Raw genomic sequence first — 1970 nt, 5'->3', positions numbered from 1 at the left:
CGCCGACGCGACGTCGTCGTCCGGGGCGACCGGCCGCGGCGGCGGGTCGGCGGGTGCGGTGGGCCGGCGCGGCGGCGTGAACCACTGGTCGACGTCGGCGCCGGCGTAGAACAGGTCCGGACGGCGCGCGGCCACTGCCTCGGCGACCGCGCGGGCGGCGTCCGGATCGGCGAGGCCGCCGATGCGCCAGCGGTGGGCGGGGACGCGGATGCCCTCGATCTCGGTGTCGGCCTCGACCGCCACGTCCGTCGCGGCGAACGCGGGCAGGCCGGGCACCTCGCGGGTCAGGTACAGCTCGAGCAGCTGGCCGGGGCCGGTGCCGCGGGCGGGCGCGTTGACGACCTGGATGCCGTCCCAGCCGATGCGCGCCCAGCCGCCCCGGTGCCACCACGTCGAGTGCTCGGCGACGAGCAGCCCGCCGGCGTCGACGACGATCTCGCGGCGCGCGAGGGTGCGCGGCAGCCGGAGCACCGTGCGCACCGTCAGGACCACCAGCAGCAGGCAGAGCGCCGAAGCGGTGATCGTCAGCGCCCGGGTGTCGCGGTCCCAGAGCTCGGCGCCGTCCAGCCCGGTCAGCCACGCCAGCGGCACGACGAGCATCAGGCAGACCAGGGCCAGCAGCACCAGCCAGCCGATCCGGGCGACGAGGCCGGCGCCGGCCGCGGCGACACGCACCGTCCGGGCGGTGTCGCTCATGCGGCTCTCCTCAGGGCTCGATCGGGCGGACCCGGTCGCGGTAGCGCTCCAGGATCATACGGTTGTGCGCGTCGCCCGCCGCCAGGTTGGCCGAGACGTAGACCGGCGGCTGCTGCCCCAGCTCCAGCAGCCGGCGGCAGACCAGCTCGGTGAGGATCTGCGCCGCCAGCACCCCGGTCAGCGACGACACCGCGCCGATCCGCACCCCCGGCGTCAGCTCGATCGCGGCGTCGCCCTCCGGCGCGCCGTTGTCGATGACGACGTCGGCGAGGTCGGCCAGGCGCGGCCCGCCGGTGCTCCGCGCGGCCGCCGACCGGGTGTGCGCCAGCGACGTGATCGCCACCAGGCCGTGCCCGCGCTCGCGCGCCAGCTGGGCCATCTCGACCACGGCGGCGTTGAGGCCCGAGTTCGACACGATGAGGAAGACGTCCTCGGGCCGCGGCCGCGCCAGCGCGTAGATCCGCTCGGCCAGGCCGGACTCGCGCTCGTAGGCCGGGTCGAGGATCGCCGCGGGATCCTCGCCGCCGAACATCACCAGGTCCTTCACGGCGAGCATGCCGACGGGGACCAGCCCGCCCGCGCGGCCGGCCAGCTCGAGCGTGACGATGCGCGAGTGGCCGGTCCCGAACGCCTGCAGGACGCCGCCGCCGGCGATCGACCCCGCCACCAGCTCCGCGGCCTCCCGCAGCGCGGGCAGCTGGGTCTGCACGACGTGCTCGACCAGCCCGGCGGCCCGGGCGGCGAACTCCGATGCGATCACGCGCTCTCCTCACCTGTGACGGACCGCGCCACCTCGACGGCGGCGTCGACGACCTGTTCTGCGCTGCCCGGCCGGACGGGGCTGACCAGCGTCTCGTACGTCGGCGGCGTGCGCCGGGCGGGCAGGTAGCCCAGGTAGCCGTTGGCATAGCCCACGACGATGACGTCCGGCCCCGCGGCCGCGCGGATCGCCTCGCCCAGCCCGAGGAAGAGCTCCCCCGGGACCGCCACCAGCGTGACGCCGCCCAGCCGCACCGCCTGGACGTCGACGTCGTACGGCTCGCCGCGCCGGCGGGCGGCGAGGTTCCGGGCGATGCGCCGTCCCTGCTCGAAGACCTGCCGGGTGCGCTCGTCGGCCGCCTCCGCGGCCGTGGCGCGGGTCGCGGCCGTCACCTCGGCGGCCGTCTTGGGCGCCAGCCGGACCGTCCGCGACTCGGGCAGCCGGACGGCGTCCGGGCCGGGCCGGTGGGACGGCGTCAGCGGCAGCTCGGCGGCGACCAGCGCCGCCAGCCGGT

Annotated in this window: 1 protein-coding gene and 2 pseudogenes; all 3 read right to left on the bottom strand. The window is 77.0% G+C overall.

The features are described 5' to 3' along the window. Positions 1 to 696: pseudogene (locus DY240_RS22995) on the bottom strand (hypothetical protein); the annotation flags it as partial. A 10-nt stretch (positions 697 to 706) separates the two neighbouring features. Continuing rightward, positions 707 to 1456 carry a sugar isomerase domain-containing protein gene (locus DY240_RS22990; RefSeq protein ID WP_119662105.1) on the bottom strand — a complete coding sequence of 250 codons (750 nt, stop codon included), beginning with the start codon at positions 1454 to 1456 and terminating at the stop codon, positions 707 to 709. Then, positions 1453 to 1970: pseudogene (locus DY240_RS32315) on the bottom strand (hypothetical protein); the annotation flags it as partial. The gene DY240_RS22990 and the pseudogene DY240_RS32315, both read right to left, overlap by 4 nt.

The sequence above is a fragment of the Jiangella rhizosphaerae genome, assembly GCF_003579925.1.
Lineage (GTDB): Bacteria > Actinomycetota > Actinomycetes > Jiangellales > Jiangellaceae > Jiangella > Jiangella rhizosphaerae.
The sequence above is the reverse complement of the archived record's forward strand: the minus strand, read 5'-3'. Positions and strand labels throughout refer to the sequence as shown.